Consider the following 14366-nt stretch of genomic DNA (forward strand, 5'->3'; position numbering starts at 1 on the left):
TTATGACCACTCATCTTATTTTTTGAAGTTATATTTAGAAAATTATTAAATCTATTTATGCTGGAATTTTTCATGTTGTTGCAGAATAAAAATACACTTTTACCCTCACAAGGAGTGTGGAGTCGGGAGCAAACGGTATTAGCACTATTTTGGTATTATCAATTACCGTTTGGGCGTCTACATGCTAGGAATCCGTTAATTATTAAATGGTCAGAAATAATTAATCGAAATGCTAATGCTTTAGCAATGAAATTAGTGAATTTTGCAAGTCTTGACCCTATAATAATTGCAAGTGGCCGTAAAGGTATGGGAAATACGTCAGCTCGGGATAAAGAAATTTGGGAGTTCTACAATAATAAACTAGAATTTTTAACAAATGATGCAGAAGTTATTTTGAAACAAATAATGGGAGTTGATGAGTCACTTGATATCATATTACCCCAATTGGAATTAGCAGAGACTAACAAAAACTACTATGGAGAAGAGCGTCAAGTCACAATAAGTCAACGTATTCGTCAAAATTTCTTTAGATCAACCATACTTAGTAATTTTGAGGAGCGATGCTGTATTAGTGGATTGGCTGAGCCACGCTTATTAATTGCTAGTCATATTGTAAGTTGGGTTCAAGCACCTGATAAACGATTAAGTCCACATAATGGTCTTTGTCTTTCAGCTCTGTATGATCGTGCATTTGATAGACATTTACTGACTTTAAATGATCAATTAGAAGTGCGACTATCCCCAAAGCTTAGAAAAATTGCTGAAACTACTCGATTGAGTATTGGGCTATTAGAAGTAGAAGGGCAAGCAATTACGCCTCCAATTAGATTTGGAATAGACATGGACTTGTTAAAACAACATCATGATCGTTTTATGGAATTACAGAAATAAGCAGATATGGACCTAAAACTTGGCATATGCCATAAGTTCTATAAAATCGAGCCTCTATGTTAACTTTAAAGTTAATTCAGTGTGTTAATTTAAGATTTTCTTATGAAGACTATGCTGTAAAAAAACAGGTTTTACTTACGTAAATTCCTAAATTTTGTTATACTTAAAAATTGGGCATCAGAAAATATTTTTGGGTAATGTTTTGAAAGTAATAGATTTTTTTTCTGGTTGTGGGGGGGTTAGTGTAGGATTACGTCAAGCTGGATTTGATATTGCCATAGGTTTAGATTTTGATGCCAAAGCTGCAGAAACATTTCAAGCTAACTTTCCCAAAGCGCTATTTTATAATACGGATATAAGAAAACTTGATGAAAAAGAATTAGCTAGCGCGTTTAGTGTAAAAAATAAAAAAAATGATCCATTAGTGCTTGTGGCATGCGCTCCTTGTCAGCCATTTTCAACTCAAAATAAAGCGAAAAGTGAAGATGATGTCCGGAGAACGCTTTTGGATGAAACGCATCGTTTTATTGTTGAATTAAAGCCAGATTATATTTTTGTGGAAAACGTTCCAGGTCTGCAAAAGATTGATAAAGATAAAGAAGGGCCGTATAAACGTTTTATAGAATTTTTGAATAATCAGGGTTATAACTTTGTTGAATTTATAGCTAGGTCTGAGGAGTACGGTGTTCCTCAGAGAAGAAAGCGTTTTGTTCTTTTGGCTAGCAAAATTGGTGAAATAACTATTCCACCCAAAACTCATGGTAAAGGGCTTTTACCTATAACAACAGTTCGTGATTTTATTGGTGATTTTCCTAAAATAAAAGCTGGAGAAACACATCCTGATGATCCATGGCATAGATGTCCACCACTGAGTGAACGTAATTTAGAGAGGATTCAATATACACTTGAAGGTGGTGATCGACGTAACTGGCCTGAGCATTTGATTAATAATTGTCATAAGACTCACTCAGGACACATGGATGTGTACGGTCGTATGAGTTGGGATAAACCAGCTCCAACTTTAACAACACGTTGTTATAGTTACTCTAATGGTCGTTTTGGGCATCCAGATACGAATCAACATCGAGCGATTAGTGTAAGAGAAGCTTCTAGATTACAGACATTTCCAATACATTTTAAATTCAAAGGGAGTATTGCTGAAGCTTCCAGACAGATTGGAAATGCTGTGCCATGTGAAATGGCTAAACAGTTTGGTTTAGCCATTCAACAGCATTACATACACATGAAGAAAACTAAAAAGGATTAGTGACTAAATTGTTCTTATAGAATTGTTTCATTGAAATAATCTACTCCTATTCTGGCAGTATACTGTGCTGCCACAGCTTGGAATCGTTCTGCATAACCTGAGCGTAGTTGTGATTTGATTTTAATTTCAATTATTTTAAAATTAGGAGTATACGAGTCCGAATCTTTATCAATTAAATAAGTTGACAAAAATAACTAAACATGCGAAAAGACATTTTTGGTTAAACGATGTTTGCACATGCCACGGATTGTTACCGTCCCACTCAGCTTAGAACAGCGTGCACAACTAATTCTCCTGACCAAGCATGCAGCACATTGGCGTGAAAGACAACGTGCCCAAACTATTCTCTGGCTTTCCGAAGGTAAAACTGTTGCCGAAGTTGCTGCGTTACAAGAGCGTATCCCAGAAACCATAAGGCTACAACGCCGACATTGGGAGCTACATCAGTTTGAATCGATTCAAGAAGGTCATCGCTCAGGCCGTCCCAATACACTGACATCAAACTATCAGGCTCAAATCTTAGAGTGGGTCAACACAAGCCCACTCAATGCAGAACAAATCCGAGTCAAACTGCATGAAAAACACGGTGTGTCCGTGTCTGTTGAAACTATTCGCAAGTTTTTGCGAGATTCAGGCATGGTCTTCAAACGCACCCGCCACAGCTTGAAAAAAAAGAGACCCGACCGCATTTGGACAAGCGCAACAGCAAATTGAAGCATTACGTGAGCAAGCGGCACGTGGTGAAATTGTATTGGGCTATGTCGACGAAACAGGATTTTCGGCTACGCCAGATAACCGTTATGCATGGACAAAGATAGGCGATGTTCATGCGGTTGATGCTGTAAGACTAAAGCGAGTTAATGTGATGGGTTGTCTCCTGTCAACGGGTCATCTGATCACCAGTTGCCTACAGGAGTCCGTTAACAGTCGCTGGTTTTATGCCTATTTGATGGGTGTAGCAGCACAGGTGAAACGCAGCTATCAAGTTCCTTTGGTGTTGATTGTTGACAATGCCTCGATTCATCGCAGCAAACAGATGGTAGATTGGCGCAAGCTTCTTGTACAAGAATATTCAACGACTTTGTATTTTCTACCTGCGTATAGTCCTGAGCTGAATAGAATTGAGATGGTTTGGAAGCAGATGAAGTATAACTGGCGGGATTTTAAGGTAATGAAGGCAGATCAAATAGAGCGTTGGGTTGGGCAGATTTCAAAGGGTTTTGGTAATGAATACATGTTTACTTTTTAGTTGATACTTAAGCACTGATAATATTTGGGCTGTCTGTAATTGTCTCTTTATGATCTTTGAGTAGAATGTAATCAAGACTAGGTAATTTTCGATTATTTTGACTATCTAATATTGATAAATATAGAGGCTCATTTTGATCTAAAATATAGACATAATTAGAAGTGGTTGCATATTTTAAGGCTTCTTTTATTTTAGTAACTTTAAAAAGCTCGAGTACCTTAATAATTCTATGTGGAGTCAATCTGATATGATGAGGATCATTACCTTGGTTTGGAACCATATCGCAAGCTGCAGATACACATAAATACCATTTATTGTGAGTTTTATCTAAAAATACAGTTCCAGTCGAGATAAATTTTTCCTCATAATTTTTTGATGATGCATGCATATTTAGAGCATGATACATATTCAAAAATGTATCTCGATCATTTTTTAAATTCATTTCTTCTGCACAAAATATAAGACTTTTATTTTGTATGGGGCCAGAAAACACTCTATTTTTTTCTTTATAATATAGAATAATATTATTAATATATGTATTTAAATTATTATCATTTTTAAATTTAAATAAAAGATCCTCAGATAGATTTCTAAATACCGACAATATTTTTTCACGTTGAGTAGACTCATTGGATTTTAAAATTTCATTTAACCAGGCCGCCTGCGAAAGGATTTCATTATCATGAATAGTACTAAAAGCAAAAGCATTTGATTCAATAAAATTTTGGATTTCTGATTGCATTAACTGGTAATACGTAGGCTTCCATTCTATAAGAGACTCGGTCAGAGTATCCCAAATTTTATGAGGGGAAGTTTCTGTTCTAGTGCAACTATCAACTTTATTTACTAAGCAGATAAAAATATTATTGATTTTAATCCATTTATTTCCATTTTTATTGGATATAAATTTACCAGATTCGATTATAGGATTAATACCGAATTCATTTGATATTTGTTCGAGTTGATAATTGCATATTAAAGTCGAAAGATTATCTAAAAGATGGTAATCATCGTTTGGATTATCGTATTTTTCTTGAATTGTAGAGGAAATTGAGAGTAGTTCTTCGTTCGCATTAACTATATTCAAGATACGTTTAGGAGGGAGCTCGGTATTTAAATACTCGGAAATTTCATCGTTTGAAAGCTTATAAGTATCATCTAATATTATTTTTCCCCAAATCTCATCTAATTCATCTATTTCTAGTTCTAATAGAACGTCGGATGTTTTATATTTTTTCACGAGAGATGAAGCAATCTGTTTCCAAACCGTTTCTAAAGGTTCATTTGTGTAGACCACAGCTAAATTCATATGCTGTGAGGTTTGTAAATCATTTAGAATTTCTAAGGTTTTTTTAGGACTATCATTTTCAAGGTGATAATCGATAATTATAAGATCAGACTTCCGAATTTTATCCCATTGTGCATGTTCAGCTGAGTTATCTATATCGCACAAGATATTTTTTGATTGAAAAAATTTTTCTAATTCAGAAGCTCTTGAGGAGTTTTCAATTATCTTATCAGATGTAGTATTATTATTCTTTAACCTCTCAAGTAAAGCGGGATATGATAAAAACTCATCATCAATCATCATAACACTGCGTATAGCATTGTCGCAGAATGTCTGAGTAACTAGGCTATTATAGTCCACTGCAACAGTCACAATTATTTCTCCAATCCATTAAATTTAATAATAAAGTTAGCGCCCTCTTCGAATATGAAAGGGTCATCATTAAGTTGTTCGGCATACCAAATTTTGTGATGTGCTACAGCTAAGTTCTCACGACATAAGTACAGTCCCACACCACGTCCATTCGCTCGTTTTGTATAGAAAAGATCAAATAGCCTTTGAATATCATCTTCATCAACTCTTGGCCCTGAATTTGCAATCACAACGAGATCATCAATTAAATCAATTTTAATTTTTCTGCTTTCAACTAGTGAAACCCAATACATCGCATTGTTAATCAAATTAATGAATACAGGATAGATACGTGAGGGAAGATCACTAATTTTTAACGATCTAAAAGCTTCAGTTACTTCAAAGTTAATTCGTTGTCTTTCGAAACGATCACCATAGAACTGATTAATATGGGCTTCGATATTTTTCCCTGTAATAGTCTGACGAGCTTGATAGCCAGAAATTTTTAATGGGGAAAGGAAGCGAATTTGGCTTGTGAGTGCTTTATGAGAGTTGTACGCTAATTGGTAACCAGGATGTGCTTTGACCTCACTTGGTAATGAATTTAGTCCACGAGTTACTAACGAGTCTATCTCTTCAAGTTCATGAGATAAAATTTCTACACTTATTCCAAGCTGTGCGACTGCATTGATCGTGCGCATCTTTTCTTCAATATCTGATCGTTCTTCTTCAGCTATTGAGAATGCTGAATCTAAATTAATCCCTTCAGATATTTTTTCTAATGTTTTTAAAATCGCATCATACTTAAAGGTATAAGTTTCTACTAATTCCAAATAAACAATATCTAGATTGTTTAAGGCATTTTCTAAATGAGAGGAGTCCTCAACACTTTCAACAATATTGATTGCTTGACTGTAGTATGAGCTTCTATCTTCACTAATATCTTTTTTCCAAATTGAATGAATTACATCAATTTTATCTTCAATGGCAGATAGATATTTATTCAATTTGGAGTTGAGTACAGCTTGATTTTTGTCAAACAGCTTCTTAGCTGTTTGTTGTGGAGCCAGTTTATTTAGTTCAGATTCCATCTTGTTAATAACAGTTTTTAACTGAATAACATAAGCTGAGAATTCATTATATTTATCTCTATACTCTCTATAGCGTTCTTCATAAATACCTAATTTAGGTGGTTTAGTAGGCGTTTTAATTTCAGTCCGGGTAACTTCAAGTTTTGAGAGTTGCTGATCAATATGTTGTAGTTCATCGGCACTTAGTCTATCCACATTTTCTAAACTATTTTTAAGATTTTTAGCTAATGATAAAGAATTATCTAATTTTGGTGTTTGATCTTTTAAAGCCTCTTTAAAGCTCTTCTGTGATGCCTTTCGAGCTTGTGTTTGAGCATCTTTTCTAAGCTCTTTATTTTTCTTTTCCTGAAGTAACTCTTGGCGTTGTTCAGATTTAGAACCAAAATAGCGATCTGCCAATGTAATTAATACATCAGTGACTAAAGTTTTTAATTCACGAGAGGCTGAATTACTAATGAATCCTTCACGACCCGATTTGTCCTTTAATTCCTTATTCCTCTCATGAGAAATGCCGATATATCCGAAAATCCTACGGTTAGACCAGTAATATCTGCCTGCATGAAAGGATCTGCGTTCTTCAATTCTGAAAAAATCATTATCTACTCGACCATAAGGTAGTACACGTAAATTATCTCTAAATATTAATAGTCCAGAGTACTTTCGTGCTTTTGTATCGAGGACATCAATTTCGTTAATATCAAGAGAAGATAATTGTGTACTATACTCAAAAGAGCCCATTTGCAGTTTAAAACTACCGACACCTGTTCTAGAGTTGATATCAATATTAGGCGGTATTGATATTTCGCCTTTATCTTGACCAAATGCAATAACATTTCCTTTAAACCAGCCTTTATTATCAAATTCTCCGACTATTTTATGCTCAAGTGTTTCAAAATCTTGCATATTGAATACATCGGATTCACTTAATATAGTTTTAGGTTGTTCAAGACTTTTTAATCTATAGATACCATAAGAAAAATTTTCATCCTTTTCGACATAAGGATTGGTAAAAGCTCTTAATGTATCTACAAGAAATGTTTGAAGAGCATCAAGCTCTTGATTATCTCGCGCTAAGTCGCCTTGATTGGTAAGTAATGTCAAATCTCGTCGTAAATCTAGTAGGAATAAAGCTGTACCATGTTGCTCACCATCTTTATCAGCAACCTTATTAAGTATTTCTTTCCAAGGTATAATTGCTTTTTCATCCAAGACTGAGTTTAGACAAAAATTGAGAATTTGATTTTGTGTGGTAATAACATTATTTGAATTATTTTCTTCTAGTTCATCTTCAGAAAAACGGCCCCATGCTCTTTGTTTAATAGAGTCTTTATCTTCAAATTGAACATTTTTGATAAGTTCTTCTTTCAATAAATCGAAAGCAATAGCGATTTCATCGATCGTATCGAATTCTAAGAATGGAATACTAATATCTTCAAAGGAAAGATAAGGGTTTTCGAATAATCTCCAATCAACTAGAAGTGAAGTAAAAGAACCATTTATTTTTTTAGTTACAAGGAAAGTAACGTTTGCTAGAAATGCTGCTGAGAGCCGACCAATTCCTTTTTCTCCTTGTGTTTGGCGAATTGATATACCAAATCTGTCTTCTTCACGTAATGCTTTTTTCTTACTTTTAGATTCCGTGCCAACGATCAGCCAATTATCAATAATTTGCTCGGGCGACATACCACAGCCGTTATCTATCAATACGCCGCAAGGATAATTTGCATCTACGGTATATAAGGCAACATCTCTTGCGTAAGCATCGTATGCATTTTTCCAAAGTTCACTGACAGCAGTAGGGCAGTCTGCAATTTGCCCCTTTCCTAAATGTTCAATTGTCCGGGCCCTTGCTCTAAAGTTAAAAGATTTTACAGACATGGGACCTCTTAATACTTTTAGTATAAATTTAATTAATTTTATAAAAAATATATGTTTGCAGTCCAGAATGATAACTGAATTACATAATTAAAACTATAAGATAGCTATTTAAAATATTTAGTTTAATTTGGCTGCATAAACTAAGCGATATGCTATTTAATTAAGCCTGCAACATTTCCCTCTTACAGGAAGGAACAATTTTCTATCTCAAACTATCAATAAAGTCTGACCATTCCTGCATCATCTTAGTTCTATATTCTAAATGTTGTGCATGGTTGTAGGCTTGAGAGACGGCATTTCCGACAGTATGTGCTAACTGTATTTCAATTGCATCATGCATATAGCCTTGCTCATGTAGTGTAGTAGATGCAAGTCCACGGAAACCATGACCAGTCATTCTTCCCGTATATCCCATGGTGCGAATCGCACTTAACAGAGCATTGTTGCTCAAAGGCTTAGCTGTACTGTAGTTATAAAAAACAAATTGCTTATTACCAGTAATGGGCTGTAACCCTTCGAGTAATTCAATAGCCTGCCTAGATAAAGGAACAATATGTGGTAACGCCATTTTCATCTTATAAGCTGGAATTCTCCATAAATGATTATCAAAATCAATCTCATTCCATTCCATGTTAATGAGCTCGGCAGTTCTTACAAATGTTAGAGTCATAAACTGTAAAGCTGTCTTAACCAAGATATTGCCGTGATAACGATCCATCCGTTCTAAGAAAGGCGGAAACTCAGAAATATCTAGGCGAGCCATATGTTTTACTTTACGTGGCTTGAGAGCTTCTTGAAGGTGGGTTGTAGGGTCGTTCTCAATGAGTCCTTTACGGATCGCATAACGAAAAATACGCCCAGCTAAAGGAATAGAGCGTTTAGCCATCTCCTGAGCACCACGTGCTTCAATTTGCTTAGCACAAGCAAGGACATCTTTTCCTTTAATTTGATCAATAGGTATATTACCTAAAGCAGGGAACAGGTCTTTTTCAAATACAGATAGGTCACGTAAATATGTACCTTCTTTAATAACAGTTTTACGATCCTCCATCCACTCCATAGCAAGCGCTTTGAAAAGAATGCTTTCATCGGCTTGTTGTTTCTTTTGCTTTTTCTCTTTATTGGGATTAATCCCATCTTTAAGCTTTAATCGTGCTTCATCTCTAGCACGGCGAGCCTGTGCAAGCGTAGTTTCAGGGTATGTACCAATACTGAAGATATTCTCTTTTCCATTCAAACGAAACTTCATTCGCCAATGCATTCCTCCAGAAGGAGTGACCTCTAGATACATGCCTTTTTCATCAGAGTATTTAGTTTTCTTTTCTGAAGGTTTTATTTTTCTGACTTGAGCATCTGTAAGCATGGCAATAATTCCGCAGAATTGGGGGTATAATTTTAGGGGTAAAATATTATACCCCTAGTTATACCCCCAATTGCATCAAGCTTGCAATAGATCAAGTAGATTGTATAAGACGTAAAAAAAGCTTAAACCCTTTAGATTTAAGCTTTTTTAGACCTTATGGGACTTCATAAGAGTTAAATTTGGCGGTGAAAGAGGGATTCGAACCCTCGAAACGCTATAAACGTTTACACACTTTCCAGGCGTGCTCCTTCAGCCACTCGGACACTTCACCATGGCGGAGGATAATATCGAAAAACATAGCCATCGACAAGGTGAAACAATTGAATTCGAGCAAAAGTTTTAGCTCAATGATATGATTCGCAAAAATAGTGTCGATAATTGAAGACAAGCTTATGCAAAGTACTGCAAAAAAAGCCGCCTTGCCTGCGATGACCTTGGCAGCATTAGGGGTCGTGTTTGGGGATATTGGAACCAGTCCACTCTATGCATTGAAAGAATCCTTTCACGCTGCACATGGCTTGGGCATCACCCCTGCAAACGTATTGGGTATTTTGTCCATTATCTTCTGGACCATGACCATGGTCATTACCATTAAATATTCTGCAATTGTCATGCGTGCAGATAACAATGGTGAAGGTGGGATTATGGCTTTGCTTGCACTGAACTTGCGCAATACCAATTTTAGCCATCGGAAAAAATTACTGTTAATTTCGATTGGCTTTATTGGGGCGTCACTATTTTTTGGGGATGGGATCATCACCCCAGCCATTTCAGTCTTGTCTGCCGTAGAAGGCTTATCCATCGCAACCGATGCACTGGATCCTTATATTGTGCCAATTGCGATTAGCATCGTCACTGCTGTATTTGTCATGCAAAAGTATGGGACAGCCTTTGTCGGTAAGTTCTTTGGCCCACTGACCTTATTGTGGTTCTTCTCTCTCGGTCTTCTTGGGATCTCGAGCATTATTCAAACGCCTTTGGTTTTGGGCATGCTGAGCCCACATTGGGCATTTCAGTTTATCGTGACCAACCCTTTAATGGCCTTTTTCATTATGGGTGCGGTAGTGTTGACCGTCACAGGTGGCGAAGCCCTGTACGCAGATATGGGCCATTTTGGTCCTGTGCCGATTCGTTTGGCTTGGTTTATTGTGGTTTTGCCGTGTTTACTGCTTAATTATGCAGGGCAAGGTGCATTGCTCTTGCGTGATCCGACTGCGATTGAAAATCCATTTTACCTGTTGGTGCCAGAGTGGGGCTTGTACCCAATGATCTTCTTGGCCACTATGGCCGCCGTTATTGCTTCACAGGCCGTAATTTCAGGGGTCTTCTCTTTAGCGCGTCAGGCCATTCAATTGGGTTATTTACCACGTTTAAATGTGAAGCATACTTCAGACTCGGAACAGGGGCAGATTTATGTACCTTTACTGAACTGGATATTGTTGGCATCAATTATTGTCTTAATTTTAATCTTCCAAACCAGCTCACAGCTTTCGCATGCCTATGGTCTAGCGGTCACCATGACCATGCTATGTGACACCTTATTGATTGCGGTATTTATTCGTTATACATGGAAATGGAGCATGCCAAAATTGGTGCTGCTGATTATTCCATTCCTTGTTTTAGATTTGGTCTTGGTGAGCGCGACCTCACTTAAAGTATTATCGGGCGGTTGGGTTCCATTGCTGATTGGCGGTATCGCATTCATGTTATTAATGACATGGAAACAAGGTCGCGAGTTAACCTTTGCCAAGCTTCAGCAAGATACGCTACCACTCGATTTATTTGTACAAAGTATTGGTGATCAAGCCAATTGGGTTGAAGGCGAGGCGGTCTTTTTAACAGGAACGCCGACCGTTGTGCCACATGCCATGTTGCACAATATGAAGCACAATAAAGTACTGCATCAAAAGAACATTATTCTGACTGTTAAAATTCAAGATGTTCCTTATGTGGAAGAGTCCAACCGCTTCCATGTCGAAACCATGAATCAGCATTTCTATCGTCTTGAATTGTACTATGGCTTTAAAGATGAAATGAACATTCCTCAAGCGCTTGAAGCGGTGTATCAAGCGATTGAATTGGAATATAACTTAATGCAGATCAGCTTCTTTGTATCGCGTGAACGGATTATCAGTACCGTGGGTGATGGTATGGCGCCGTGGCGTGAAAAGCTCTTTATCTCAATGCAAAGGAATACCAGTCCTGTGAGTGACTTCTATCAGATTCCACCTAACCGTGTGGTTGAGCTCGGTAGTCAGATCGAGATTTAAAACATCAATAAAAAAACCAGCATATATGCTGGTTTTTTTTGGAGGATAAATCAGTGAAGTCTTAGTTCATTGGGTCATTTATAGGTGCCTCAGGCATCGCTTGGACAGGCTGTTCTGCTGAAGCGTCAGGAAGTGCCTGTGCAGAGGCATCAGGTGATGGCAGTGAATCAGGCTCAACCGCATTGACGGGTGCCTCTGCTGATGAATCTAATTGAGGTGCAGCAGCTGGGGCAGCATTCATGTCTGCATTTGCCGTGGGTGCGACAGCATCATTTAACGCCGCTTCAGCTTGTTGTGCTGAGAGTTCTGCATTTGGTACCAGCGGATGTTGCTCTGTTGGAGTCGCAGCGACTTGTTGTTGCGCTGTGGTATTAGGTGCGGCCTGTTGAACAGGAGCTTCACTCTGTGGTGCTGTTGGCATCACTGCTTGGTCATTGGGTACACCTTGGCCCGCTGGGCTGATAGCTGCTGCATTTGGATCAAGCAATTTAATTTGCCCTGAGCTTACGAGTTCTTGAATAGAACCCGGTTGGCCATTAACAGTAGTCGTGACTTTGGCTTGAGAGAGACTTTCTAAGGTGTCACCCGGTTGGATAGGTGGCTCGGCGAAGGCTGAAGCACTTATCACTGTGCCGATTAAACCAAGAGAAGCTAAAATCTTAGAATGCATAAGAACTCCGTAAATTGCATGTATTATTTCGTTCGATTCTTTTTTACCTTGGCATATTTTTTGAAACGACAGCAATCAAAGATACGCAATCGCATCACGTTGCCGTAGAAAAACTCTACAAAAAAGACATTTTGTTACATGCAAAATCATCTAAATATGGCGTTTTGTTTAATTGTTATGCGAATAGAACTCGAGCGATATACTTCGTATACGCTGATTGTTAAGCTCGTGAAAAACCGATGTTTATTGTAGTTGTGATGGCGAAGAAGAAAAGTAGTTCAGGTAAGTCAGTCTTTAACATGTTTAATCAAAATGGCCTGAAAGTGATTTTAGGATTGGTGGCAACGGGAAGTTTTGCGATTGCCTTTGGTCAAGAAAAAATTCAGCAATACGTGTCTTTAAGCCCAAGCTCAAATTCAGCCTGTTTAGAACAATTTTATCGGGAAATTCCACCTTATTTACTCAAAGAAAGTTTAAGTAAACACAGCTATGCACTGTGCTTTAACGGTTTTAATGTGATGTATTCGGGCGTTTCGAAAACACCTCTCTGGGTTGCAGAGGCCCTGACGCCACAGCGCCTGAGCCAAAAAATTCCACGTGAAGATAGTTTTCACGAAGAAAATAATGTTGCAACCGAACATCGAGCGACATTGTCGGACTACCGTGGTTCAGGCTATGACCGTGGACATATGGCACCGAATGCTGATATGCCCAACAAAGCCGCACAATTCGACAGTTTTTCTTTGGCCAATATGGTGCCACAGGCCCCTAAAAATAATCAGCAAGTGTGGCGTGAATTGGAAGAAGCCACACGGGCGCTTGTGACCAAGCAAAAGCTGGATGTTTTTGTGGTAACTGGGCCTATATTTCAGGGCAAAAAGCTCAAGACCATTGGTCAGGGAGTGATTGTTCCGAGTGCGGTTTATAAAGCGGTCTATATGCCAAAAACAGGTGCAATCGGCGCTTATTACGCACCGAATGATAATTCACAGCAGGTAAGAATTGTCAGTGTCTGCTATTTGGAAGAGCAGCTGGGTGTGAATTTATTTCCGCAACTGACAGAAGAGCAAAAACGTAATACTTATAAACTACCGTTGACAGCAACGGCGGTAAAAGCCAATAGTGCAATTCAATACTCACATTGGGATGCGGAAAGTCAGTGTGCAGAAGAGGTTTCATCCGAGCAGCTCAAAGCCTTACAAAAAAACTTTAAATCGGGCTCTACTCAGTCGAGTAGTGGTAGCACCGTAACAAAGGGCACGGGTATTGATGCGGCGGATCAAGATGCGATTGTTAAACAATTGGTCGACGCCTTATTGCAATATATTTTGCAGCTGTTACGTTAAAGTTCTATGCAGTTGGATGTATAGACATTCGACTGCAGTGTACAATGCCTGAAAAACAAACAAGAGTAAAAATAAAATGTTTAAACCTTTTGTACAAGGTAACGAGTCCCATGCCATCCATGATTTGACCCTTGAAAATGACACGGACTGCGTCAGTATTTATGGCAATTTACAACTCACCAAAGACCAAGCTGGCCTAGCTGCGGCCAAAGCATTGCAGGCGTATCTGAATGCCATTGTGCAACAGCTTGAAAGTGAAGCTCAGCTTCCTGAGAAAATTGAACATCCGCAGTCGGGTGAAATTGACAATCCATTTTTATAACATAAGCCTATCTATGTTCCATGTGGAACAATAAGAAAAGCCCATAGATTATGGGCTTTGTTATTAATGGGGAGAGAAAAAATTAATCCTCGCCAGAGATATGTCTAAGTGCAAAGGCACCCGTTAAAACGGTTAAATCAAAGGCAAGTGCAACGCCAAGAAAGCCGATGCGCAACTCGGGAAAAGCTGCTGCAAAAATGGCACTGCCACAGCCTCCGAAGACCAACCAAAACGTTCCGATGAATTCAGCAAGATATTTATTCATAATGCGCTTTTTGTAGTTATTGATGTTTTATTCGCATAGAACTTTATATCTAACGAGAAAATACTCGTTTTTCAATCAATTTAACAAAAAAAGCATGACATCCTGATGACGTGGA

11 protein-coding genes, 1 tRNA gene and 1 pseudogene are annotated in these 14366 nt (G+C 37.9%); 7 read left to right on the plus strand and 6 right to left on the minus strand.

Translation table 11 applies throughout. The features are described from left to right. Positions 1–72 precede the first annotated feature (72 nt). The 4 genes from AC4CU2_RS01105 (at position 73) to AC4CU2_RS01120 (ending at position 3407) form a co-directional block, all read left to right on the plus strand. Positions 73–891 carry an HNH endonuclease gene (locus AC4CU2_RS01105; protein WP_490768166.1) on the plus strand — a complete coding sequence of 273 codons (819 nt, stop codon included), beginning with the start codon at positions 73–75 and terminating at the stop codon, positions 889–891. Between the two features lie 202 nt (positions 892–1093). Beyond that, positions 1094–2158: a DNA cytosine methyltransferase gene (locus tag AC4CU2_RS01110; RefSeq protein WP_490768167.1), complete on the plus strand. Its 1065-nt coding sequence runs from the start codon at positions 1094–1096 to the stop codon at positions 2156–2158. Positions 2159–2395: 237 nt separating this feature from the next. Next, the gene (locus tag AC4CU2_RS01115; protein WP_005262470.1) at positions 2396–2872 is read left to right on the plus strand and encodes a helix-turn-helix domain-containing protein; all 477 of its coding nucleotides are present in this window, start codon (positions 2396–2398) and stop codon (positions 2870–2872) included. Next, positions 2868–3407 (plus strand): IS630 family transposase, encoded by a 540-nt coding sequence (locus tag AC4CU2_RS01120; RefSeq protein ID WP_126038012.1) that lies wholly within the window; start codon positions 2868–2870, stop codon positions 3405–3407. The genes AC4CU2_RS01115 and AC4CU2_RS01120 overlap by 5 nt, the downstream gene beginning before the upstream one ends. Before the next feature lie 7 nt (positions 3408–3414). On the opposite strand, the gene AC4CU2_RS01125 is transcribed toward AC4CU2_RS01120, so the two are convergent. The 4 genes from AC4CU2_RS01125 to AC4CU2_RS01140 form a co-directional block, all read right to left on the minus strand. Beyond that, positions 3415–5067: a response regulator receiver domain gene (locus tag AC4CU2_RS01125; RefSeq protein WP_490768168.1), complete on the minus strand. Its 1653-nt coding sequence runs from the start codon at positions 5065–5067 to the stop codon at positions 3415–3417. Between the two features lie 2 nt (positions 5068–5069). Beyond that, positions 5070–8015: an ATP-binding protein gene (locus AC4CU2_RS01130; RefSeq protein WP_490768169.1), complete on the minus strand. Its 2946-nt coding sequence runs from the start codon at positions 8013–8015 to the stop codon at positions 5070–5072. Positions 8016–8217: 202 nt separating this feature from the next. Then, entirely contained in the window at positions 8218–9378 is a 1161-nt protein-coding gene (locus AC4CU2_RS01135; RefSeq protein ID WP_490768170.1) for a tyrosine-type recombinase/integrase, read from the minus strand. A gap of 180 nt (positions 9379–9558) precedes the next feature. Continuing rightward, positions 9559–9649, minus strand: a tRNA-Ser gene (locus AC4CU2_RS01140). A 121-nt stretch (positions 9650–9770) separates the two neighbouring features. Here AC4CU2_RS01140 and AC4CU2_RS01145 point away from each other — a divergent pair. Then, positions 9771–11648 (plus strand): potassium transporter Kup, encoded by a 1878-nt coding sequence (locus tag AC4CU2_RS01145; RefSeq protein WP_176538388.1) that lies wholly within the window; start codon positions 9771–9773, stop codon positions 11646–11648. A 61-nt stretch (positions 11649–11709) separates the two neighbouring features. On the opposite strand, the gene AC4CU2_RS01150 is transcribed toward AC4CU2_RS01145, so the two are convergent. Further along, positions 11710–12318, minus strand: a complete 609-nt coding sequence (locus AC4CU2_RS01150; RefSeq protein WP_438330938.1) for a hypothetical protein — start codon at positions 12316–12318, stop codon at positions 11710–11712. Positions 12319–12575: 257 nt separating this feature from the next. Here AC4CU2_RS01150 and AC4CU2_RS01155 point away from each other — a divergent pair, with 257 nt between their 5' ends. Together AC4CU2_RS01155 and AC4CU2_RS01160 are read left to right on the plus strand one after the other, a co-directional pair. Continuing rightward, positions 12576–13664: a DNA/RNA non-specific endonuclease gene (locus tag AC4CU2_RS01155; RefSeq protein ID WP_490769194.1), complete on the plus strand. Its 1089-nt coding sequence runs from the start codon at positions 12576–12578 to the stop codon at positions 13662–13664. A gap of 76 nt (positions 13665–13740) precedes the next feature. Beyond that, on the plus strand, positions 13741–13986 hold the full coding sequence (locus AC4CU2_RS01160; RefSeq protein WP_005006328.1) for a hypothetical protein: 246 nt from the start codon (positions 13741–13743) through the stop codon (positions 13984–13986). A 91-nt stretch (positions 13987–14077) separates the two neighbouring features. Here the strand turns inward: AC4CU2_RS01160 and AC4CU2_RS01165 are convergent. Beyond that, positions 14078–14251, minus strand: a pseudogene (locus AC4CU2_RS01165) (aquaporin); the annotation flags it as partial. Positions 14252–14366 lie beyond the last annotated feature (115 nt).

This window comes from Acinetobacter sp. 797_lipA, from assembly GCF_058243025.1.

What these genes read in the sequence shown, in the direction of transcription:
- AC4CU2_RS01155 (WP_490769194.1), top strand. Translation starts at nt 12,576, where the DNA reads ATGGCGAAGAAGAAAAGTAGTTCAGGTAAGTCAGTCTTTAACATGTTT.
- AC4CU2_RS01150 (WP_438330938.1), bottom strand. Translation starts at nt 12,318, where the DNA reads ATGCATTCTAAGATTTTAGCTTCTCTTGGTTTAATCGGCACAGTGATA.
- AC4CU2_RS01160 (WP_005006328.1), top strand. Translation starts at nt 13,741, where the DNA reads ATGTTTAAACCTTTTGTACAAGGTAACGAGTCCCATGCCATCCATGAT.
- AC4CU2_RS01105 (WP_490768166.1), top strand. Translation starts at nt 73, where the DNA reads ATGTTGTTGCAGAATAAAAATACACTTTTACCCTCACAAGGAGTGTGG.
- AC4CU2_RS01115 (WP_005262470.1), top strand. Translation starts at nt 2,396, where the DNA reads ATGCCACGGATTGTTACCGTCCCACTCAGCTTAGAACAGCGTGCACAA.
- AC4CU2_RS01145 (WP_176538388.1), top strand. Translation starts at nt 9,771, where the DNA reads ATGCAAAGTACTGCAAAAAAAGCCGCCTTGCCTGCGATGACCTTGGCA.
- AC4CU2_RS01135 (WP_490768170.1), bottom strand. Translation starts at nt 9,378, where the DNA reads ATGCTTACAGATGCTCAAGTCAGAAAAATAAAACCTTCAGAAAAGAAA.
- AC4CU2_RS01130 (WP_490768169.1), bottom strand. Translation starts at nt 8,015, where the DNA reads ATGTCTGTAAAATCTTTTAACTTTAGAGCAAGGGCCCGGACAATTGAA.